Annotated in this window: 16 protein-coding genes and 1 other RNA gene; 12 read left to right on the forward strand and 5 right to left on the reverse strand. The window is 48.4% G+C overall.

Translation table 11 applies throughout. The features are described 5' to 3' along the window. Nucleotides 1–11: 11 nt before the first annotated feature. The 10 genes from G499_RS21315 (at nt 12) to G499_RS0116675 (ending at nt 13,711) form a co-directional block, all read left to right on the forward strand. Nucleotides 12–1,628 carry an FHA domain-containing protein gene (locus G499_RS21315; RefSeq protein ID WP_051296342.1) on the forward strand — a complete coding sequence of 539 codons (1,617 nt, stop codon included), beginning with the start codon at nt 12–14 and terminating at the stop codon, nt 1,626–1,628. Between the two features lie 54 nt (nt 1,629–1,682). Beyond that, nucleotides 1,683–3,305: a Stp1/IreP family PP2C-type Ser/Thr phosphatase gene (locus G499_RS21320; RefSeq protein ID WP_051296343.1), complete on the forward strand. Its 1,623-nt coding sequence runs from the start codon at nt 1,683–1,685 to the stop codon at nt 3,303–3,305. Nucleotides 3,306–3,401: 96 nt separating this feature from the next. Next, nucleotides 3,402–3,802: RNase P RNA component class A (gene rnpB, locus G499_RS21375), an RNA gene on the forward strand. Nucleotides 3,803–4,018: 216 nt separating this feature from the next. Further along, entirely contained in the window at nt 4,019–5,230 is a 1,212-nt protein-coding gene (locus G499_RS0116635; protein WP_027000870.1) for a sigma-54-dependent transcriptional regulator, read from the forward strand. Nucleotides 5,231–5,458: 228 nt separating this feature from the next. Next, nucleotides 5,459–5,938, forward strand: a complete 480-nt coding sequence (locus tag G499_RS0116640; protein WP_027000871.1) for a ribosome maturation factor RimP — start codon at nt 5,459–5,461, stop codon at nt 5,936–5,938. A 2-nt stretch (nt 5,939–5,940) separates the two neighbouring features. Beyond that, nucleotides 5,941–7,188, forward strand: coding sequence for a transcription termination factor NusA (nusA, locus tag G499_RS0116645; RefSeq protein ID WP_027000872.1), 1,248 nt, complete (start codon nt 5,941–5,943; stop codon nt 7,186–7,188). Nucleotides 7,189–7,286: 98 nt separating this feature from the next. Continuing rightward, the gene (gene infB / locus G499_RS0116650; RefSeq protein WP_027000873.1) at nt 7,287–10,340 is read left to right on the forward strand and encodes a translation initiation factor IF-2; all 3,054 of its coding nucleotides are present in this window, start codon (nt 7,287–7,289) and stop codon (nt 10,338–10,340) included. 226 nt (nt 10,341–10,566) lie between these two features. Then, the gene (locus G499_RS20505; protein WP_051296344.1) at nt 10,567–11,277 is read left to right on the forward strand and encodes a TIGR02117 family protein; all 711 of its coding nucleotides are present in this window, start codon (nt 10,567–10,569) and stop codon (nt 11,275–11,277) included. An 18-nt stretch (nt 11,278–11,295) separates the two neighbouring features. Beyond that, entirely contained in the window at nt 11,296–12,612 is a 1,317-nt protein-coding gene (locus tag G499_RS0116665; protein WP_035727941.1) for a UDP-N-acetylmuramoyl-tripeptide--D-alanyl-D-alanine ligase, read from the forward strand. Between the two features lie 460 nt (nt 12,613–13,072). After that, nucleotides 13,073–13,711 carry an LON peptidase substrate-binding domain-containing protein gene (locus G499_RS0116675; protein ID WP_027000875.1) on the forward strand — a complete coding sequence of 213 codons (639 nt, stop codon included), beginning with the start codon at nt 13,073–13,075 and terminating at the stop codon, nt 13,709–13,711. 62 nt (nt 13,712–13,773) lie between these two features. Here the strand turns inward: G499_RS0116675 and nqrF are convergent, their stop codons facing one another. After that, nucleotides 13,774–15,072, reverse strand: a complete 1,299-nt coding sequence (nqrF, locus tag G499_RS0116680) for an NADH:ubiquinone reductase (Na(+)-transporting) subunit F (RefSeq protein ID WP_035727943.1) — start codon at nt 15,070–15,072, stop codon at nt 13,774–13,776. A gap of 484 nt (nt 15,073–15,556) precedes the next feature. On the opposite strand from nqrF, the gene G499_RS21325 reads away from it, so the two are divergent. Next, nucleotides 15,557–16,669, forward strand: coding sequence for a sensor histidine kinase (locus G499_RS21325; protein ID WP_081413863.1), 1,113 nt, complete (start codon nt 15,557–15,559; stop codon nt 16,667–16,669). 26 nt (nt 16,670–16,695) lie between these two features. On the opposite strand, the gene G499_RS0116690 is transcribed toward G499_RS21325, so the two are convergent. After that, nucleotides 16,696–17,199, reverse strand: coding sequence for a hypothetical protein (locus G499_RS0116690; RefSeq protein ID WP_154658514.1), 504 nt, complete (start codon nt 17,197–17,199; stop codon nt 16,696–16,698). A 304-nt stretch (nt 17,200–17,503) separates the two neighbouring features. Between G499_RS0116690 and cysS the strand changes: the two genes are divergently transcribed. Beyond that, nucleotides 17,504–19,021 (forward strand): cysteine--tRNA ligase, encoded by a 1,518-nt coding sequence (gene cysS, locus G499_RS0116695; protein ID WP_051296346.1) that lies wholly within the window; start codon nt 17,504–17,506, stop codon nt 19,019–19,021. A 76-nt stretch (nt 19,022–19,097) separates the two neighbouring features. On the opposite strand, the gene G499_RS0116700 is transcribed toward cysS, so the two are convergent. The 3 genes from G499_RS0116700 to G499_RS0116710 form a co-directional block, all read right to left on the reverse strand. Further along, nucleotides 19,098–20,474 (reverse strand): M28 family metallopeptidase, encoded by a 1,377-nt coding sequence (locus G499_RS0116700; RefSeq protein WP_051296347.1) that lies wholly within the window; start codon nt 20,472–20,474, stop codon nt 19,098–19,100. Nucleotides 20,475–20,499: 25 nt separating this feature from the next. Then, nucleotides 20,500–21,060 carry a crossover junction endodeoxyribonuclease RuvC gene (ruvC, locus tag G499_RS0116705; RefSeq protein WP_027000880.1) on the reverse strand — a complete coding sequence of 187 codons (561 nt, stop codon included), beginning with the start codon at nt 21,058–21,060 and terminating at the stop codon, nt 20,500–20,502. A gap of 271 nt (nt 21,061–21,331) precedes the next feature. Next, nucleotides 21,332–21,793 (reverse strand): ABA4-like family protein, encoded by a 462-nt coding sequence (locus G499_RS0116710; protein ID WP_027000881.1) that lies wholly within the window; start codon nt 21,791–21,793, stop codon nt 21,332–21,334. Between the last annotated feature and the right edge of the window lie 7 nt (nt 21,794–21,800).

Here is a 21,800-nt window from a genome sequence, read left to right on the forward strand (position 1 = left end):
ATACTAACCTTATGAGACCCACGCAAAGTCGCATACCTGCTCTTTTTGTTTTGCTCTTCTGGCTGAGCCTTGGACTACAGCCCTACAGCCTCTGGGCGCAGAGCCTGACAGTGCTCAAGGTAGATACCACCAACTTCCCCACACTCAAGGTAATGGTGCAGATTCAGGACGAGATTCCGCCTATAGAAACTGACCTGCGGGTGTTGGATGAGGAGCAAAACGACCTTACTTTTTCTTTTACGGCACAGAATGACTCTATACACCGCGCAGACCGCAACATCTTTTTCTTGATCGAAGCATCCAGCTTTACACAAGGCAGAGCTGTGGACAACTTCCGCAAGGCTCTCGTCAGAGTATTGGATGAGATGGAGTCTAAAGACCGTGTCAATATCGGCTTCTTTGGCGCAACCGGCAACCGTGGCCGGGCGTTGCAAGTACTGAGCGCCGATTTCTCGACCAACTTCTCGCTTTTCAAAGAAGAGGTGCAGACTAAGATTATGGCTCCGGAAGACAGCAACCAAACCGCCGATGTCTACAAAGCGATGTATGAGGCCTTGGAGTTTTTTAATAAGCCAGATGTAAATGGCAAAAAAATGCTCATCGTATTGTCGGCAGCTATCAACAGTAGTCGCTCGCCCTACACCTCTGATGATGTGATAGAAAAAGCCCAACGCCTAGGTATCCCCATTTATACCATCAGCTACAAAACCAATGATTTGTATGCTCCTGACAATTTTATCCTCATCAGCGACAAAACCAACGGCGAAACGGCTACCTCCAAAACGGCCGCCGACATTCGCAGCGCCTTGGGCAATTTCTTGGAGGTAATCAAGGCCAAGGATGGCTACCTCAATAACTATCTGCTGACCTTCACGACCTATCAACCTGCCGACGGCAATATGCACCAGTTTGATATTCAGTACAAAAGCCAGTCAAACTTGGTTACATATCAAGCTCCTTTCAGACAAAAACGCAGCTCCTCCTCTTGGAATGACCTTTTTATCTTGGCGCTCATCTTGGGCGCAGTGGTAGCGGCCTACTTCTTCTGGCGGTATCGCCAACAGCAGCTCGCTGGTGGTGGACCAATGGACTTGCCCGAAGAGGACTTTTTTGATGATGATGACGACGCGTTTGACGAACCTCCCCGCGAAAGCGAAGAAATGATACGCATACAGTCTTTGAGCCAAGAAAACCAACAACTGCGCCAGCAACTCAGCAGCCTTACAGACGAAATGCAGCAGGTACGCTCTGCCATTCAGCAGCAACAACAACCACCACCACCACCACCACCGCCTGTACCAGAAAAGTTTGACCTCAAGAAGACCATCATCGCCGGCGGCGGCGGTACGCCCAAACTATTAGTAGCCACGACCGAGTTTCAGCACAGCTTTGCCCTCAACAAGCCTTCGCTATCCATAGGTCGTAACCCTGAAAACGATATTTGTATCCCCGAACGAACTGTTTCGGGCCAACACGCCGTTATTTCTATTACCAGCGGCAGCTTTACCATCAGCGATGCCGGTAGCACCAACGGCACCTTTGTAAACGGAACCCGTGTACAGAGCGCCAAGCTCAAAGCCGGAGACATCATCAAATTGGGCGCAGCTCAATGTAAATTCCAGATATAACGGCCAAAGCCATATACTCCCTTGCTGAACGAGGCAGCAGCCTCCCCCACAATTATGTACCAAACACAAGACAGCCTCCCTGAAAAACAATTCCGCTTCGGCAACCACACAGATGTGGGTAACCTGCGAACACAAAACGAAGACTACCTGGGGTACTTCGACACACTCAATGGGCATATTTTTCTGGTATGCGATGGAATGGGCGGCCATGCAGGTGGCTCTACCGCCTCTCAGTTGGCCGTCAGCAGCATCCGCAATTTGGCACAACAAACCCTCTACCCTGACACACCGGGGTTTATCGAAAAAGCCATCCAGTATGCCAACAGCCAAATTTATAAAGAAGCCCAAACCAACCCCGAGCTACGCGGGATGGGCACTACCTGCGTGATGATTGTCATCAGGGGGAATGCTGTATACTATGGACACGTAGGCGATAGCAGGCTGTATTATCACTCTATGGGGCGCTTACATCGCCTCACTACGGATGACTCCTTCGTACAAGAGCTTGTCAACCGTGGGATGATCACAGACGACGAAGCGCGCACACATCCTCGCCGCAATGAAATATTGAAGGCACTCGGCACACACCCTACCGTAGAAGTCAGCGTAGGAGTACAGCCGATAATCCCCTTCAAAGATGATATTTTCTTGCTTTGTACCGACGGCCTCAACGGCCCGCTCTCCGATAACCAAATTGGGGAAGTACTCAATCAACCACTCAATATCCAACATAAGGCCTTACAACTAGTACAGATGGCCAATCATTTGGGCGGAGAAGACAATATCACTGTACAGCTGGTTGAGTTTTTCAATGCAGCACCCACGCTAGGGCAGGTCTCTTTTGCTAACCCCCAACAGCAAACAGCCATTCCCCCCCCCCCACTTGACCAAACCCAGCCCGAGCCTAGCGCACAAATCATCCGTCCTCAGCGCCAAGAAACTCCCCAAAACCCTATTATCCATAAAAAAAAAGCCACAACTAAGCCAGAAACCAACTCCAACACCCAACGCCCCCAACAAAACCCAACACAACGCCGAGAACCACAACGACAGCAAGTACCACGCTACCAACAACCAAATACCCACAACAACCAAAATACTTGGGATTGGGATATAGCCCCCAGCACCCAAGCCCTCGGCATCCTGAGCCTCTTGGCAGTAGTGTTGGGCTTTGTTTATTTTTCGGATGCCCGCCCAGCTATCCAAAAACGCCTCTATGGCGTAGAGCAAATGCCGGTATCCTATACCGACTCCTTGGGCATCACCCGAAAGCTAGACCCCGAAGCCCGCATTTCCAAAAGAGTAGAACGCCGCATACTCAACTATGCCGTAGACAACAGCAGCTTGTTGCGTTGGATGTTTTCGGCTTATGTAGAAACCAGAGAGACCGTAGAAAAAGTAAACAATGTTAGGCGAGATATCGATAGCACCCTCAACAACGTGCGCCAAATGGGCACACAAGTGCAAAAAGGCCTACAAAAGCTGCCCTTCAACCGACATAACCAGAAAATCGAAAATATCGCCGACCAATATGGCATTAGCTTGCGCGAGCTCATGGAGCTCAACAAAGTCTCTTCGCTGCGTGAGCTGCGCCGCCTCGACAGCCTCGTCTTGCCCGAAAAAGCCAACCCTAGAAAAGAATGGCTAGAAGATAACGAAGAAGAGGAAGAAGAATAAAAGACCAAAACAAGACAGCGTGCAACAACGCTGTAAATAACAAAGCAAGCAAAGCTTGCAATTGTGCTGAAAGCAACTTACATTTGGAAATCTTGAGCCGAAGCGCGTCTTATCGCTGGGCAATGCCGATAAGGTATTGCCGAGAGGAAAGTCCGGGCAACATAGAGCATCGTACTTCCTAACAGGAAGGCGCGCCGCAAGCGGGCACGGCGCGACAGAAAGTGCCACAGAAAATATACCGCCTCCCTCACCGGAGGTAAGGGTGAAAAGGTAGGGTAAGAGCCTACCGCGCAGCCGGCGACGGCTGTGGCAGGGTAAACCTTACGAGTTGAAAGGCCAAATAAACCGGCGTGCTGCGCTCAGGCGCAGCAGAAGGGTTGCTCGCCCAAGCCGGAGGGTAGGTCGATAAAGGGTATCCGTGAGGATATTCATAGATAAATGATAAGAAATGCCCCACAAAGGCATTACAGAACCCGGCTTACAACGCTTCGCTCAAGGAAGAGCCCGCAAATTTTTACCCAAAATCATACGGCTGCAGCAGGAGTTTTGAAAAAACCTGCTAACTTTGATACTGCCAAATACGTATGTGCAAAACAAGTTTTAACCCATACACTTACACCCGCCCCAAGCAACGCCCAAGCTCTTGTACATGCATACCGGCAACCTCAAAGCTTGATATATAGGCGTTTTCCGCACTCAACCCTCAGCGTAATATGGCCAAAATACTAATCATTGATGACGAAAAAAGCATCCGCTACACCTTGCGCGACATCCTTGAGTTTGAAAAATACGAAGTAGATGAAGCGCAAGACGGTGAAGAAGGTTTTCAGATGCTCCAAAATGGAGAATATGATGTAGCCCTCTGCGATATTCAAATGCCCAAAATGAACGGTATCGAGCTGCTCGAAAAATACAATACCGACATCCAAGGCGACACCCAATTCATCATGATTACGGCTTATGGCTCCATCAAAATGGCCGTTGAAGCCACCAAAAAGGGAGCCTACGACTTTATCCAGAAGCCACCCGACCTCAACCGTCTCCTGCTCTGTGTACGTAATGCGCTGGACAAGTCGAACCTCGTAACCGAAACCAAAGCGCTACGAACCGAAACCAAGCTGCTGCGCAAAAAAGTATCACGTACCTATGATATCATCGGCGAATCTGACCCCATCAACCGCGTCAAAGAGATGATCGAAAAGGTAGCCCCAACAGACGCACGGGTGCTCATCACCGGCCCCAATGGCTCGGGAAAAGAACTGGTCTGCAAATGGATTCACGCCAAAAGTGGACGTGTAGACAAACCACTCATAGAGGTCAACTGCGCGGCCATCCCCGGAGAATTGATTGAAAGTGAGCTTTTTGGGCACGAAAAAGGCGCGTTTACCTCTGCCGTCAAACAACGCATCGGCAAGTTTGAACAGGCCAACGGAGGTACGCTCTTCCTCGACGAAATTGGCGATATGAGCCTGCCTGCGCAAGCCAAAGTCTTGCGCGCCTTACAAGAAGGCAAAATCACCCGTGTAGGAGGCGACAAGGAAATCAAAGTAGACGTACGGGTAGTAGCCGCCACCAACAAAGACCTGCGCGAAGAAATCAAAAATAATACCTTCCGAGAAGACCTTTACCACCGTATCGGTGTTATCCTTATACACGTACCCCCGCTCAACGAGCGCCGTGCGGACATACCCCTGCTGGTGGAGAAATTCCTCAATGATATCGCCGAGGATTATGGCGCAGCCCCCAAAAAAATTACACCCGAAGCCGTAACCCGTATGCAAGCCCTCGAATGGACTGGCAACATCCGCGAACTACGCAATGTCGTAGAGCGTTTGGTGATTATGAGTAGCAATGACATCATTACGGAAGAAGATGTGGTCAATTATGCCCCACCACCACACGTGCCTACCAAATCAGAATCTTAACAACGATTTGGGATTGACGATTGTCCATCTACACTCGTAAATCTAAAATCGTAAATCACCCGGCTAGGCTCTTAAATTGTACAGATACAGCATACAAGCTTCGAAAATAATCGCATATCCCGCCCATAATATTTGCTTGAGAACGGAATATACGCTAATTTTGCATTTGTAATTTGCTTTTTTCGCTACTTCCAAGGCGCGGCTTGTTGCTCACAATCAATCGTTTGAATGAATTTTATACCCCTCGTGCAAAGCATCTTGGAGCAAAACCTTGATGATACATACTTTGTGGTTGACCTGACACAAAGCCCTAGCCCTAAGGGCATAAAAGTAAAAATACTCCTAGATGGCGACCACGGAGTCGATATAGACTATTGCGCCACCATCAGCCGACACATCGGCGCGGCACTTGATGCCAACCCCGATATTACTGAAGCCTATGTATTAGAAGTTTCTTCGCCAGGAGTAGACGCTCCGCTGAAGCTCAAACGCCAATACCCCCAACATATAGGTCGGACGCTTCAGCTGAAGCTCGCCGACCAAAGCACCCTTGAAGGGGAGCTGCGCCAAGTCTCCGACGAAGCGCTCCAAATAGTGCCCAAAGCACCTAAGAAAAGTAAAAAAGCCCCCGACACTGCACCTTCCCCAGAGGTAGTCTCGGTACCCTTTGATAATATTAAGCAAGCCACTGTACTGATTTCTTTTTAGCAATGAATAGTGCTGAACTCATTAGCTCTTTTGCCGAATTTGCAAGAGAGAAAAACATGGATAAAACCCGCATCTCCGAAATGCTCGAAGAGGTGATGCGCGCCATGATTCGTAAAAAATACGGAAGCGACGAAAACTTCGATGTCATTGTCAATGCGGAAAGCGGCGACCTCGAAATGCGCCGCGTGCGTACTATCGTGGCCGATGACTCCGAAGACCTAGGCCTGCCCGACACAGTAAGCCTCTCGGAAGCCCGCAAGGTAGAACCCGATTTCGAAATTGGAGAAGAATTTGCTGAAGATATCAAATTAGAAGACTTTGGCCGCCGCATCGTATTGACCGCCCGCCAAACTTTGATTCAGAAAATCAAGGACATCGAAAAAGATAGCTTCTACCGCAAATACAGCGAGCAGCAAGGTGATATCATCACTGCCGAAGTCTACCAAGTGCTAGGTCGTGAGATTATCTTGCTTGACAAAGAAGGCAACGAGCTTGTGTTACCCAAAGGAGAGCAAATCCCCAAAGACCGCTTCCGCAAGGGCGATGTTATCCGGGCTGTCATCCATAAGGTAGACCTCATCAACGGAGTCAACCCCAAAGTAATTCTTTCGCGTACATCGCCGGAGTTTTTGGAGCGCTTATTTGAGCAAGAAATTCCCGAAATCACGGACGGCCTCATCGCCATCCGCAAAATCGTACGCGAGCCGGGTGAGCGCGCCAAAGTAGCCGTAGAATCATTCGATGACAGGATAGATCCTGTGGGCGCTTGCGTAGGGATGAAAGGCTCACGCATCCACAGCATCGTACGCGAGCTCAACAACGAAAATATCGATGTTATCAACTACACCGATAACCTCGAACTATACATCAGCCGTACCCTGAACCCTGCGCGCATCTCCTCTACCAAGGTAGAAGAAAACGGGCGCGTATCCGTATTCCTTAAGCCAGACCAAGTTCCCTTGGCTATTGGCAAAGGAGGATTTAACATCAAGCTCGCCAGCCGATTAGTAGGTATGGAAATTGATGTATTCAGAGATGCGGAAGACTTTGAAGAAGAAGACGATGTGGAATTGGTAGAGTTTGAAGGAGAAATCGAAAACTGGATTCTCGAAGAACTCAGCCGCATCGGCCTCGATACCGCCCGAAGTGTCCTCGACCTTGGCCGCGCTGAGCTCATCAAGCGCAGCGACCTCGAAGAGGAAACCATCGACTACTTGCTCGACCTCTTGCAAAAAGAATTTGAAGAGTAAGTTGATACTGCGATGATACCAGAGCCACAAATTTACCCCAACCGAAACCTCCACATACTTTATCTCCGTTTATAAAAAAAGGACTCGAATTAGCATTTATGGTAGAAGAAAAAATGATCAGGCTTAGCCAAGCCACACGCGAACTCAACATTGGCATCTCCACCATCAAGGAATACCTTGCCGACGCAGGTATAGAACTTGGGGAGGCAAATGCCAATACCAAGATTACTTTGTCGCAATTTGCAATCATTGCGAAAAAAATGGGCGTGGAGGTAGAGGTAAAGCCCGCAAAATCCCCAGAGCGTACAGCTCCCAAAGAATCGCCCGCCGCCGAAAGCCCCGCTTCGGCCACTCCAACACCCGAAAAAACTGCTTCTACCACTGATGCTAAAACTCCTGAGGCCACTCCAAAAGCCGACCCGCAGCCTAGCGCCGAGCAACAAGCAGTAGAAAAACCTGCCCCAAAGGAGTCTTCGGAAGAAAAAATAGAGACCAAATTGCAAGGCCTCAAGGTATTGGGCAAAATAGACCTGCCCGAAACCAATAGAAACGATGGCCGAAACAAGAAGAAAAAGCAAAAACCTGCTCCGGAAGTTGCCCAGCCCAAAAAAGACAAGCCCGCAACAACCCATACCGAAAAAATAGAAAAAGCAGCGCCGCCTACAACCAATACCCCAAAAGCGGAAACGACCCCAGCTGCCGAACTAGCCAAAACAGCCACAAGCAATACGCCTACAACTACGAAAGATGCTGACAAACCCACCGAAAGTCAGACTCCTAAAGCAACCCAAAAACCTGAAGCGCCTAAAGAAACCCCTAAGGCGCAAACCACACCGGCTGAAAAGCCAAAAGAAGATTCTGTGAAAGAAGTTATCAGTGAAAAACCCGCCGAGCAAGAGGTAATCAAGGCCAAGGCCGAAACCCTCAGCGGCTTGACTGTATTGGGCAAAATAGAGCTACCAGTAGATCGCTCTTCGAGAAGGAAGCCAAAAAACAAACCTATCGCCTCGTCGGACGATAGCGTCAAGAAAAAGAAAAAACGCAAAAAGCGCGTGGGCGAAGGCTCTGATGCCCCAGCCACCCCCAACAATAACGCCCCTAATACTGGCGCTGCCGGCAATAACAATGATGCCAACAGACCCCGTACGGACAACCGCAACAATAACAACAACCAACAACAGCGCAACAACGATAACCGTAACCGCCCACAGCGCAACCAAAGAAATACCCCGCCACCAGCAGGGCAGCCACAAGGCGAAATATCTGCCAAACAAGTACAAGACCGCCTAAAGGCTACGCTCAACAAAATGAGCAATACCAGTGGCTCTACCGGCAAGAAAAAACGCCGCAACAAATCAAGAGACGCAGAGTTGTCTCCTGAAATGATGGAGGACAACAACGTGTTGCGCGTAACAGAGTTTATCTCTGTAAGTGACATCGCTAGCCTGATGGATGTATCGGTCAATGAAGTAATCTCGGCTTGCCTCAACCTCGGGATGTTTGTCTCTATCAACCAACGCCTCGACGCAGAGGCCATCGAGTTCATTGCTGATGAATTTGATTATAAAGTAGAGTTTACCACGGTCGAAGAAGAAGACAAACTTAAAGAAGACGAAGAACCGGATGCTGAAGAAGATCTAGAACACCGCGCCCCTATCGTAACGATTATGGGACACGTAGACCACGGTAAAACTTCTTTGCTTGACTATATACGCAAAACCAATGTAACCTCGCAAGAGGCCGGAGGTATCACCCAACACGTGGGCGCTTATAGTGTCAATACAGGCAACAACAAGAAAATTACGTTCTTGGATACTCCCGGACACGAAGCCTTTACGGCGATGCGTGCTCGTGGTGCTAGAGTAACCGACATCGTCATCCTGGTAGTCGCAGCCGACGATAGCGTGATGCCCCAAACAGAAGAGGCTATCAATCACGCCCTCGTAGCTGGTGTGCCTATCGTAGTAGCCATCAACAAAATAGATAAGCCTACAGCCAATCCCGAAAAAATTCGCAAGGAACTGGCCGAGAAAAACATCCTCGTCGAAAGCTGGGGCGGTAAATACCAAGACCAAGAAATTTCGGCCAAAACAGGCCTAGGTGTCGAAGACCTACTCGAAAAAGTACTCATCGAAGCCGAAATCCTCGAACTCAAGGCCAACCCCAATCGCAATGCTGTTGGTACGGTAATCGAAGCCTCGCTCGACAAAGGCCGTGGCTATGTAACCAATGTCTTGGTACAGACCGGAACAATGCGCGTAGGAGATGTCATCTTAGCAGGCTCTTCTTTTGGCCGTGTTAAGGCGATGACCGACCACCTAGGTCGGCGTGTCAAGGCCGCAGGGCCTTCCTTCCCCGTACAGGTGCTTGGCCTCAACGGCGCACCACAAGCCGGAGACGTGTTCAAGGTAATGGACAATGAGCGCGAAGCCCGCGAAATCGCCTCCAAGCGCGAGCAGATTCTCCGCCAACAGGCTATCCGCGCTACCAAAGGCCTTACCCTCGACGAAATTGGCCGCCGCCGCGCCTTAGGCAACTTCAAGGAGCTCAAAATCATTGTCAAAGGGGACGTAGACGGCTCTATCGAAGCCCTTTCTGACTCTTTGCTACAGCTCTCTACAGAAGAGATCGAAGTAAAAATCATCCACAAAGCTGTAGGGCAAATTTCCGAATCGGATATCCTATTGGCTAGCGCATCTGAGGCCATCATCTTGGGCTTCCAAGTACGCCCATCGGCCAACGCACGTAAGTTAGCAGAGCAAGAGAAAGTAGAAATCAAACTCTACTCTATCATCTACGACGCTATCAACGAAGTACGCGATGCGATGGAGGGGATGTTGGCTCCGAAAGTAGAAGAAGAAATTGTGGGTAATGTGGAAATTCGTGAGACCTTCAAAATCTCGAAAGTAGGTACGGTAGCCGGATGTTATGTTACGGATGGATACATCAAGCGTACTAACCGCATCCGCATCATTCGTGATGGTATCGTTATCTACGAAGGAGAACTGGCTACGCTCAAACGCTTCAAAGATGATGTCAACGAAGTACGTGCCGGCTACGAATGTGGTCTCAATATCAGAGGCTTCAATGATATCAAGGTCGGCGATGTGGTAGAAAGCTACGAGCAACGCGAAACCAAGCGTACACTCTAAGCCCCTGCCCCACGCAATGGTCTGTATAAATTCCTTAAAAGCCATCCTATACAGGGTGGCTTTTTGTTTGCTGGAGCGCCTAAAACCAACAATACAAGAAGGCCGGTTTTGCCAAAATACTGTTCTTTGGAACTGAGCATATCGTTTGTTTTGTTTTGGGCGAAGTCAGGCTTTCTAAAAAATGCCGTATCTTTGTACAATTGACTGAAAACCACCGGTACACCCTATGACAGCAGCTTTTCTTGCCGTGGCGGCCTTCCCTTTAGTTTTTGTGGGAGGCTACCTGTTGTTTGCCAATCTCTTCAAAATCATCCCTGTTCACAAACATTTCAGACCTACTCCCGGCGGTATCGATATTGTCCTGACTTCTAACGGGGCGCATACCGATATTTGCCTGCCCTTCCAAAATACATATTTTGACTGGGGGCAGATCATAGACCTTCAACAATTTGCTCCCACCCACCCACAATACATTGCCTTTGGGTGGGGTGATAAGGGCTTTTATCTCGATACCCCCACTTGGGGTGAGCTAAAGCCCTCTGTAGCCGCCAAAGCGCTTTTTGGGCTAAGCCGCGCAGTGATGCACATATCGCTTTTTGAGGGCTATCCTCCACAAGATAAGTACTACCAAATCATCAGTATCAGCCCAGAGCAATATGCTCGCTTGGTAGACTATATTCAGCTCTGGTTTGATTATGACGAAGAGGGGCAGCTCATCCGTATCCCCTTTGGTGGCCTGCCCGCCTACGAGCAACTCAACGACAACTTTTATGAGGCACAAAGCCGCTACCACTTTTTCAAGACTTGCAATTGTTGGGTCAATCAGGTGCTCAAACATGTAGGCATCAAAACCGCCCTCTGGACACCCTTTGCCCCCTCACTTTTTTATCATTATCAACTCGAAGAGCCGCCTAACAATAGCACTTTGGCGGCCTAAACCACTGAATTTTCGCCTATGGCTGCCCCAGCTTTTGTGGATACACCCACACTTTACCGATATTATCTCGAAGCCCAACAACGGGTTTCTACCGATACACGCAGCCTGAAAGGCGGCGAGCTTTTTTTTGCACTCAAAGGCGAGCACTTCGATGCCAACCTGTTTGCGGCTCAGGCGTTGGAGCAGGGCGCAGCCTATGTCATTATGGACAATCCCAGTGCTATCCCCAACAACGACCCTCGCTATCGGCTCGTGCCCGATAGCCTAAGCGCCTTGCAAGCACTGGCCGCACACTACCGCCGCCAATGGCAGTTTCCGGTGTTGGCTATTGGTGGCTCCAATGGCAAAACAACCACCAAGGAGTTGATCAAGGCTGTATTGGCAACCCGATACCGCACCTTTGCCACCCCGGGCAACCTCAACAACCATATTGGCGTGCCCCTGTCGATCTTGGCTACCCCCCCCGACACCCAAATAGGCGTGCTAGAGTTGGGCGCCAATCATATCGGCGAAATAGCCCTTCTGTGTGAAATAGCCCAGCCCACCCACGGCCTTATTACCAATATTGGGCTTGACCATCTGGAAGGTTTTGGCAGCCTCGAAGGCGTAGCACAAGCCAACAGCGAGCTATATTATTACCTCCTCAAAAACGGGGGGCTTATTTTTGTCAATAGTCAAGAGCCACACTTGCTACGTATGGCCGCCCGATTCCCACGCGAGCGCCAAATACGCTACCCACAACCCACCGATGACTTCTGCCTAACGGCACAAGAGGGAGGTTTTTTTGTACGCTACCAAGCCTCTACCGGCCACAGCATCCAAACCCAACTCTTTGGGCAATACAACTTCTTCAACATCGCCTCGGCACTGTGTGTCGGGCATCATTTTCAAGTAGCAGAAGCCGCCGCTCACGAAGCTGTGGCCGCTTATGCCCCCTCAAACAATCGCTCGCAGGTAGTACAAAAGGGAAGCAACACCATCTTGCTCGATGCTTATAATGCCAACCCCAGCTCTATGGAGCAGGCCATAGTAAGCTTTGGAAAGATTGCTGCAAAACAAAAAATGGTCATCCTAGGAGATATGTATGAGTTGGGAGAGGCCTCGACAGAAGCACACCGCAACCTAGGGGCACAAGTAGCCACTCAACAGTTTGATATTGTAGTATTTTTTGGGCAGATGATTCAGCCTGCTCTCGAACACAACCCCAAGGCGTATTACTTTAATGATAAGTTCTCGCTACATAACTGGCTACAAGACCAAGCCCTGACTGAGACGCATGTGCTCGTCAAAGGCTCTAGGGGAGTCAAACTGGAGACGGTGTTGGATTTTATCTAACAAATCGTTTTATACCAAGACTCACTTGATTTGAGGATTTAGGGGACATTCAACAACCATCTCATTATTTGTTGAATGCCCCCTAATTAGTCGGGCACACCACTGGCTTTTGTCGTTATTGTGTTTATTGACACCTTGGGTACTCAGCCTACATTTACTCACAAAGGACACAAAGTATGTGCAAAGAGCGCAAAGAAGAGGCAAGTATCAGTGGTGTTGTGCATTTTTTGGAGAGCCTTTGTGATAAAAAACAAAATGAGAAAACGCCTGATGGTGTGCTACTACTCGACTTGTTTTTTTTGATTCTCAGAGATTTTCAGTACATATATTTCCCAAACCAATTTTGATTGGGTATAGGTGTTCATAGCGCCAACCCATCACTAAACTCAAGTAGCGCTTTGGGGTGTATTTTGAACAAACCAAGCCTACTTGCGTTATTATAACACAATAGTTATCAATTATGCAAAAGGCGTTGCCATTTTTTCCACTCTCGATAGTGGTCTTTCCTGGTGAAATACTCAATCTACATGTATTCGAACCAAGGTACAAACAGCTCATCCACGAATGCGCAGAACACGAAACCACTTTTGGCATTCCTACTTTTATTGACAAAGTGCTTTCTGGGATGGGTACCGAAATTGCCTTGCTCAACATTGAGCGCGTGTATGATGATGGTCGGATGGATATCCGCACACAGGGCTTGCAACCTTTCAAGATTCTGAGCTTTGTCAACCCCATAGAGGGCAAATTATATGCTGGTGGAGAGGTCAGTATCATAAGCCGCCACCCTGACCTTGAGCCTCTCCAATACGGAGAGCTGCTCATCAGTCTGACCAAGGAGCTACACCAATACTTAAATGTAGACAAAGAACTTCCCGATGCGTTTGTGGCTGATTTGTCGTACCAATTGGGTCATAAGATAGGGTTGTCGATTACACAAGAATCCCAATTACTTCAAATAGACTCCGAGAATACCCGTAGGGAGTTTCTCATTGCTCATCTACAGGCAGCCATTCCGATTGTCAGAGAGATGGAGCGCGCCAAGGCATTGATTCAGATGAATGGGCATTTCAAACATTTTGACCCACTCAATTTCTAGCAATACAAAAGCCACCCCAAGATGAGGTGGCTTTTTTTAGGAAAAATAATGGATGTTGATGCTTACCCGCCGAAGTCGTCAAAACGGATATTTTCTTCGGGGATGCCCAAGTCATAGAGCATTTTGTTGACGGCATCGTTCATCAAAGGGGGGCCACAGAGATAGAACTCAATCTCCTCTGGCTCGGCGTGTTTGCTGAGGTAGTTATCATACAACACTTGGTGGATGAACCCTACATAGCCTTCGCCATCTTTATCATCAATATCTTTCTTCACCTTCCAGTCATCGCTTGGCAGCGGCTCAGAAAGCGCGATGTGGTAGCTGAAATTGGGGAAATCTTTCTCGATAGCTCGGAAGTGTTCGGTATAGAAAAGCTCGCGTCGTGAGCGACCACCATACCAATAAGACACCTTACGCCCGCTCTTCTCGGTGTGGAAGAGGTGGAAGATATGAGAGCGTAGAGGAGCCATACCCGCACCACCACCGATGTAGATCATTTCTCTTTCGGTAGGATTGATGTGGAACTCTCCATAAGGGCCAGAAATCATCACCTTGTCGCCAGGCTTACGTGAGAACACATAAGACGAACATACCCCGGGATTGACATCCATCCACTTGTTGTTGGCTCTATCCCAAGGCGGGGTAGCAATACGGATATTGAGCATGATGATGTTTCCTTCGGCGGGGTGGTTGGCCATAGAGTAAGCACGGAACTGCTCTTCTTCATTGACCATGCGCAGCGACCATAGGTTGAACTTGTCCCAGTCTTCTTTGAACTTATCTTTTCCGGCAGGGTCTTCAGGGTGTGGCGCAATGTCCATATCCTTAAAATCAACCGTAATAATAGGTACATCGATTTGAATGTAGCCGCCTGATTCGAAGTGGAGTGTTTCGCCTTCGGGAAGTTTTACGACAAATTCTTTGATGAAGGTAGCCACGTTATAGTTGGATACCACTTCACATTCCCATTTTTTGATACCGAAAATCTCTTCGGGAACGCGGATTTTCATGTCGTTTTTCACTTTCACTTGGCAAGCCAAGCGTACTTTTTCTTGGCGCTCTTTTCGAGTGAGTTGGCCTACTTCGGTGGGGAGGACATCTCCTCCGCCTTCTTCCACCACACACTTACACATCGCACAAGTACCTCCGCCACCACAGGCCGAAGGCAAGAACATGCTCTCGGCAGACAGTGTGGAGAGTAGGGTGGAGCCGGCCTGTACAACTCTAGGGTTGGCCTCATCTCCATTGATGATTATTTTGACGGGTCCGCTCTGCACAAGTTTTGATTGTGCAAATAACAAGAGCATGACCAGCAAAAGAATCACGAAGGTGAATGCAATAATAGCAGCGACTACGGTCATAATCAATGTATGTTTGGTTTTATTGAATTTGCGTTTTAGGTGCGCTTATTCTTGAAGTGCAAATATATTGAATTAGGGGCTGAATTACTATGGGCTTTAAGGGCTTTTTTTAGGGGTATTAAGGTTTTTATACTAGGGTTTACTGATTTAAGGATTCACTGGACTTGATTTTCTTGATTCTCAATGATTCTTAGACCATCTATTTCCAAAACTCCCAGACTACACCCAATCAAATTTGACTTGGAAAATGTATATGTTGAAAATGCTTCAGGAGCCCATAAATCCTCAAACTAAGCACATCTTGGTACACATTCAGGAATCGAACAGTGTGTAGAGTCAAAAGGTTGTGTTTGGCGTTGTTTTTTTGTGTTCGAAAGAGGAAATTAAGAAAAAAATCACCCTTCGAAGCAATTTGGTACAATTTTGTAGCATTGTTTGAGAAGATGTATTTGGCCCTTTGTTTGTTGTTCTTGAGCGTGTTTATATGCCTAAACTATTATATGTTGCGCAGTGTTTGGAGTGGTGTCAGGGTTTAGTATGGCCAGAGGGCTGGGAGGCCGTCTGTGTTCATACCATTGATGTATTGGAGGAGCCACTGCCAGCGTTGTTGGTCTTAGACATATCGGGTATGGAAACCGAGCAGGCCTTGGGTTTATTGGCGGCTTGGCAGTCGCAAGCATCGACAAGCCAACTACCCGTGTTGTTGCTTACCCCTCCTCTGACAGAAGAAGCGCTTGGCCAATACCTCAAGATGGGAGTAAGTGACTATGTACTGCTACCCTTGTCGGGGCTTACTTTAGGGTTACGTCTACAGCAACTATTGGCAACACAACAACAACTACAGACCATCCAACAGCAAAAGTTGGCTCTAGCGGAGCTTCATCAAACCAGAGAGCGTTTTCTCTCGATTTTGGGGCATGACTTGCGCAGCCCGCTCAACTCTTTACATTCTTTTGCCTACCTCATCAGCCAACACCTCGATGCACTCAGCCGGGAGGAACTACAACAATTAGGCGAAGACCTTACCCATGCGGTCAAATATCTTCACAAGCTGCTCGACAGCTTGCGCGAGTGGGCGGTTGCGCCTCAGGCTGCCCATACCATTCCCCATAATGTTGTGTTGCAGCATCTTATCGAAGAAAATATTCAGCTTATGAGACATCTGGCTAGCCAAAAGACCATAACGGTGTCTAACGAAGTAAGTGAAAAACACTGGGTACAGGCTGACCGCAATGCGCTGCGCGCCATTATCCGTAATTTGCTTTCCAATGCGCTCAAGTTCACCCCCCAAGGCGGTGAGGTGGTGTGGAGCGCCCTGCCTTTGTCCGACACTGTGCTTGAAGTTTGTATACGTGATAATGGTGTGGGGATGAACGAAGAGATGTTGGGGCAGCTTTTTGAGCCCAACCACCGGTTCAGTACCAAAGGCACTGCCGGCGAGCAAGGTACAGGGCTAGGGCTGATACTCTGCCGAGAGCTCATCATTCAGATTGGGGGAGAAATCAGGCTCGAAAGCAGCCCCGAACAGGGCATGTCTGTGTACTTTACCCTTGCCTTGGCTGCGCCCAACCCTGATACAGAAAGCCTACAGCCATGAAAGAAGGCTGCATTAGCAAGCGTTCGTTATTCTTTGCCTCTACCAAGCTCATTGAGTTTGCGCTGCAAGAACCGTAAGTCATCGTCTTTTTCTAGGAGCAGTTCTTCGAGCTCAGCTATTTCTTTGAGCGCTTCGGCCAGCTCTAGCCTAATATCACTACAAGCGTCGGCCTCTTTGGTCGCATTTTTCTTAAAAGCCTCGTATGCTTGGCTGATACGATTGAGTTCTTGCAATAAATTATTGACATACACATCATTATTCTCTTGCGCGCGGCGCATTGCAGTAGTATCTTGTTGGAGCGTTTCCAACGCATCGTACAATGACTCTACTTGCAGGCGCATATGTTCGGTTTCATCTTTTGCCTGCTGGGCTTGTATTTGGCAAATGCTGTCCCGTAGCCGCAGAGCCTCCATCTGCTCTTGGTGTTGTCGGTATTTTTGAGGGGTCATGATACACCCTGTAACACTACTAAGAGCCAGTAACCAAAGCCCCAAGGGCACTGAGAATGGCAGTATACGGAGCTTATTCATGGTGATTGCTAGTTGTTTGTTTTTGGTGAATACACAGTCCACAGCTTTGTCAGGCGAACCTTTCAAGCACCTTGGTTGTTTGGCCTAAGTGAATTATGTACTTTTGCAAGTCTGGTAATCAAATGCTTTTGGGCGCTACCTAAGTGAGTAAATTTAGGCAAGTTTGAGAACATTAAAAAGCACCTGTACCGAAATCACAAGTTCTGTGCCACCTCTATAGCCCACACGGGCAAGGGCTTAGCACACCAAAACCGCCTTGTCTACCCCCTCCTCTTAACCCAACTAGGTGATTATTCTTTGATTTATGGCTAATTCTGCAAGCGCACACATCCCCCCCTTGAGTTTTTATAACTCCCTCAGCAAAGAGAAAGAAGTTTTTGAGCCGCTCAACCCTCCTTTTGTAGGGATGTATGTGTGTGGCCCTACAGTATATAACGAGCCGCACATTGGCAATGCACGTCCGGCGATTTTTTTTGATGTTGTAGCGCGTTATCTGCGTTATTTGGGCTATCGAGTGCGCTATGTCCGCAATATCACTGATGTAGGCCACCTATTGGGCGATACCAATGAGGGCGAAGACCGCATCTCGCGCCAAGCCCGCCTCGACCAGCTAGAACCGATGGAAATTGTTCACAAATACACCCATGCCTACCATCAGGTAATGGACGCTCTGGGGGTATTGCGCCCCAGCATTGAGCCTACAGCTACCGGCCATATTGTAGAACAAATAGCGCTCGTACAGCAAATCATCGATGCAGGCCTTGCCTATGAGAGCCATGGCTCGGTGTATTTTGATGTCCGTAAATATTCCGAAAATGAAAACTATGGTGAGCTTTCAGGGCGCGTTATCGACGAACTACTAGCCCAAACCCGCGAGCTGGACGGGCAAGAAGAAAAGCGTTTTTCGGCAGATTTTGCTCTTTGGAAAAAAGCTTCTCCCGAACACCTCATGCGCTGGCCTTCACCTTGGGGAGAGGGCTTTCCCGGCTGGCACTTAGAGTGTACCGTAATGAGTACCAAATACTTAGGACAAACCTTTGATATTCATGGCGGCGGGATGGACTTGCAGTTCCCACACCACGAGTGCGAAATAGCACAAGCCAAAGCCGCTCACAAAGGGCAAGCGCCAGTCAAATATTGGCTACACAATAACATGATTACCATCAACGGTCAGAAGATGAGCAAGTCTTTGGGCAATTTTATTACCATCCCCCAACTGCTCAATGGTGACCACGAGACCCTCAGCCGCCCTTATTCGCCGATGACAGTGCGCTTCTTCATCTTACAAGCGCATTACCGTAGCACGCTCGACTTCTCCGATGCTTCGCTCGAAGCCGCTGCCAAGGGCTACAAAAAACTTATCAATGGGCTACGTATTCTCAAAAAAATGGAATATCCTAGCAACGCTGATACGACAGCCATTGACCCCAAGGCTGAGGCTCAGATACACCAGTTTTGTGATAATACCCTGCGTGGTATGAACAATGACCTCAATACAGCCTTGGCCATCGGACAGCTGTTTAATCTCAACAAGAAAATCAATGCCTTCTACAATAATCCTGACTCTATCACTAGCATCAGCAAAGATGCTTTTGAACGGATGAAGCTGCTCTATATCAGTTTTGTAGAAGATATTCTCGGCTTGCAAGAAGAGAAGCCCAAAGACTCTGAAGCACTCATCGAGGCCATGTTGCAACTCTACAAACAAGCCAAGGAGCTAAAAGATTATGAAAAAGTGGATGAAATTAGAGGGTTTTTTAAACAAAATCAGCTGATTATCAAAGACTTAAAACACCTTATCGATTGGGCTTATGAAGAATAAGGGAGTTGCGATTGACGAACTAAAATCCCAAATTGTCAATCGTCAATCCCAAATACATATGGGGGAAGCATCTTGTTTATTTTCGTGAAATTCTGGAGGGAGTATCCAGCCCTTGAACCAAGCCGTGGGTAGCCTTGGCAATGGCCGTAATCAGCTGATGCATATTGTCAAGCGCCAAGGTAGACACCTCGTCGGTTACTTGGTGGTAGTGTGTGTCTGTATCAAGCGGGACACTGGAGAGTGTGTGGGCTGGAATACCGGCACGGGCCAACGTAGCATTATCGGAGCGGTAAAAAAGCTTGAGCTGTGGATAAGGGTCGGGCAAGATTTGATATACACTGCCTGCCAAGGCTTTTTGCAAAAGCGGCCCAAGGGTAGATTTCTCGAAGCCTGTCAAAAACAGTGATTTTTCACCAAATTTTGATACCTTTCCTATCATCTCGATATTGATGCCAGCACTCACCAACTCAGGGGTGATTGTTTGTGTAAAATATCGTGAGCCATAGCCTCCTACCTCTTCGGCTGTAAAGGCCACAAAATACAGGTCTCGTATGGGTTTGGGTGTTTGTTGGGCAAAATGTTTTGCCAACAACATCACCGCTACCACGCCCGAAGCATCATCATCGGCTCCGTTGGCAATGCTGTCGCCAGCCGCATTGGGCGGTAAGATACCGATATGGTCATAATGTGCCGAAAAGATCACACTTCCCTTAGCAGGCTCTTGCCCCTCTAGCCGCCCAATGACATTGTGTAGGCGCAGCCCTTGTGGTTGGCTCAATTGGCAGTATAGCTCTTGCGCCTCTACAGGGGTAGCCAATACGACCAATAAGGCCGTTAGCGGGCTAGGCACTAGCGACTGGGCGTTTACTTCGGCTTTGATAATGTTGTGGAAAAAGTCGGCCAGATGAGGCGCCACCACCACTAGCTGTGGTGCCGTTATCTCCTGTACATGCATTTCGGGATGTTGGCTTTGCGCCAGGCACTCCCGCCAAAAGGTAAGCCAAGTATCTTCGGCCTGTGTCAGATTTCCATCTATTATCGTGAGGCAAGCTTCTGCTGCCTGAAAGCGCATTTCGGGAAAAGAAGACAACAAAGCCCAACGTTCTTCGTCTAGGCTGCGATCGCCAATGAGTACCTGAGCCTGTAGCGCATTTTTATCTATTTTGGCAAAAGATTGAAAATGGGCTTGTAAGCCTTGCGCTTGGAAATACTGGTGGATATATTGCGCGGCCTGATCTAGCTCGGGGCTTCCGGTAGCGCGCCCACGCATCGCATCAGCCGCCAGAAATGTCAACAATGTTTCCATTTCTTGCCGGTCTATTTCGGGAGAAAGCGAAGAAGAGGTTTGTTGGCAGTAGCCGTTTAGCGTGCCCATTAGGGCACATATCAGCAATAGGCGGTACGACCACGCCCTAGAAAGGCGGCTGATGGGTTCAAAACTGGAGCTTGTCATACAGTTAGGGGAGTTTGTGGAGCGTTTAGCGAATCCGGTCAGGGTTTTGTTGGATGAAGTGGCTCCATCCTTTGTTTTTGGTTTGTGGTAAGTTGGCCTGAAAATGGTGGCAAAGTGCTACGCCGATGGCATCGGTCGCATCGAGTTCTATTTTTTGGAGATTGGGCGCATAGATTAGTTGAGGCAACATTGCGGCTACCTGCTCCTTAGAAGCATTGCCATTACCAGTTACAGACTGCTTGACCTTGCGGGGGGCATACTCCGTAATGGGGATATCTCGGGCGAGTGCGGCAGCCATTGCTACCCCTTGCGCACGGCCAAGCTTGATGGCTACTTGGATATTCTCCCCCAAAAAAGGGGCTTCTAGCGCTACTTCATCTGGGGCATATTCTTCGATAATGGCCGAAATGCGTTCGTATATCTTCTTTAGTTTTTGGGCTTGTTCGGTATATTTGACCAACCGGATGATACCGTACTGTAGCAACTCTACCCGCTGGGGCACTACCCGAATCAGGCCATAGCCCATCACACGTGTTCCCGGGTCAATGCCCATGATTATCTTCTCTTGTATTGCTGTATCGCTCATCGGTATGGGGGTTTGGGATATCAATGATACAAAAACTCTCTGACAAAAGCCTACACCCTCAAAAATATAGGGCTTCTGCTTTCACACCACTAGAAATTTTCCAATCCCCACAGTTAAAACTGTGGGCTAAGTCTCATTTTACCCCCAAATGAGGCATCAGCTCAGCTCCGAGATACTTTTCCAAAAATGCCCATATGAGGCTATGCCACAAAAAACATCCCTTGGAACAAACGAAGGGATGTTGGATAATGGGCAATACCAAGTTTTAGGCTTATGAGTGTACCATTGATGTATCCCCTTGTAGCGAGGCTTTTCCTTGCATCAGCATTGTTAGTTGGAACAAAAGCCAGCCGATAGGCCCAAGCATAAAGGTGGTCAACAAACAAGGAACAATCCAGCTATGCCCTATTTCTTTGGCCTGGGCTGTACGCAAAATAAGTATCCCTACCATCAGGTCAAAGGCCAGATAATGAAACCATGCAGCCGTTACGAGCCAGTCGCTGTTGTGTGCGGTGAGGGCTTTTACGCCTTCGAGGGTGCTGAAGTCTGCATTCCCGATGACTTGTATGTGTAACAATATAATAATCGCATAAGCAGCCCCTACCAAGGTAGGCACTGTAGTGTGTTCGCTAAGGTATTGGGTAATCTTCCATCGGGGCGCTATTATAAGGCAGAGCCACATCAATAGTGCTAACGTATTAAAACAAGTAAAAACCAATTCGGGAGCAGTCATTTCAGTG

This window comes from Eisenibacter elegans DSM 3317 (genome assembly GCF_000430505.1).
Lineage (GTDB): Bacteria > Bacteroidota > Bacteroidia > Cytophagales > Microscillaceae > Eisenibacter > Eisenibacter elegans.

Bases quoted from the DNA above. Each gene is read 5' to 3' on its own strand.
- G499_RS21315 (WP_051296342.1), top strand. From the start codon at position 12: ATGAGACCCACGCAAAGTCGCATACCTGCTCTTTTTGTTTTGCTCTTC.
- G499_RS21320 (WP_051296343.1), top strand. From the start codon at position 1,683: ATGTACCAAACACAAGACAGCCTCCCTGAAAAACAATTCCGCTTCGGC.
- G499_RS0116635 (WP_027000870.1), top strand. From the start codon at position 4,019: ATGGCCAAAATACTAATCATTGATGACGAAAAAAGCATCCGCTACACC.
- G499_RS0116640 (WP_027000871.1), top strand. From the start codon at position 5,459: ATGAATTTTATACCCCTCGTGCAAAGCATCTTGGAGCAAAACCTTGAT.
- nusA (WP_027000872.1), top strand. From the start codon at position 5,941: ATGAATAGTGCTGAACTCATTAGCTCTTTTGCCGAATTTGCAAGAGAG.
- infB (WP_027000873.1), top strand. From the start codon at position 7,287: ATGGTAGAAGAAAAAATGATCAGGCTTAGCCAAGCCACACGCGAACTC.
- G499_RS20505 (WP_051296344.1), top strand. From the start codon at position 10,567: ATGACAGCAGCTTTTCTTGCCGTGGCGGCCTTCCCTTTAGTTTTTGTG.
- G499_RS0116665 (WP_035727941.1), top strand. From the start codon at position 11,296: ATGGCTGCCCCAGCTTTTGTGGATACACCCACACTTTACCGATATTAT.
- G499_RS0116675 (WP_027000875.1), top strand. From the start codon at position 13,073: ATGCAAAAGGCGTTGCCATTTTTTCCACTCTCGATAGTGGTCTTTCCT.
- nqrF (WP_035727943.1), bottom strand. From the start codon at position 15,072: ATGACCGTAGTCGCTGCTATTATTGCATTCACCTTCGTGATTCTTTTG.
- G499_RS21325 (WP_081413863.1), top strand. From the start codon at position 15,557: ATGCCTAAACTATTATATGTTGCGCAGTGTTTGGAGTGGTGTCAGGGT.
- G499_RS0116690 (WP_154658514.1), bottom strand. From the start codon at position 17,199: ATGAATAAGCTCCGTATACTGCCATTCTCAGTGCCCTTGGGGCTTTGG.
- cysS (WP_051296346.1), top strand. From the start codon at position 17,504: ATGGCTAATTCTGCAAGCGCACACATCCCCCCCTTGAGTTTTTATAAC.
- G499_RS0116700 (WP_051296347.1), bottom strand. From the start codon at position 20,474: ATGACAAGCTCCAGTTTTGAACCCATCAGCCGCCTTTCTAGGGCGTGG.
- ruvC (WP_027000880.1), bottom strand. From the start codon at position 21,060: ATGAGCGATACAGCAATACAAGAGAAGATAATCATGGGCATTGACCCG.
- G499_RS0116710 (WP_027000881.1), bottom strand. From the start codon at position 21,793: ATGACTGCTCCCGAATTGGTTTTTACTTGTTTTAATACGTTAGCACTA.